General features: G+C 64.9%; 1 protein-coding gene. It reads right to left on the minus strand.

Annotated elements, in window-relative coordinates; translation table 11 throughout:
• Positions 1 to 96: Mur ligase domain-containing protein (locus SB822_RS59300; protein ID WP_410859400.1), on the minus strand; the 96-nt coding region annotated here is incomplete at its 3' end.
• Between the last annotated feature and the right edge of the window lie 155 nt (positions 97 to 251).

Genomic DNA, 251 nt, shown 5'->3' on the forward strand with positions numbered 1-251 from the left:
GTCGCTGCCTTCGACCTCGTGCCCCAGCTCGCGCGCGAGGGCGGCCACGCCGCCCATGAAAGTCCCGGCGATGCCGAGGATATGGATTTTGCTCATTCCTCGATTGTCTCCGATCGCCCGCCTTACCGGAATCCGCGCGGAGGGGCGTGCCTCGGGGGCTGTCGGGAATATCGCGATGGGTGTCGGGAACTTCCCGATATCGGCAGCTGAACGTGCCGGTCACAATACTGAACGCCAGCCGCAACAACCCC

The organism is Paraburkholderia sp. SIMBA_054 (genome assembly GCF_046534875.1).
Taxonomy (GTDB): domain Bacteria; phylum Pseudomonadota; class Gammaproteobacteria; order Burkholderiales; family Burkholderiaceae; genus Paraburkholderia; species Paraburkholderia hospita.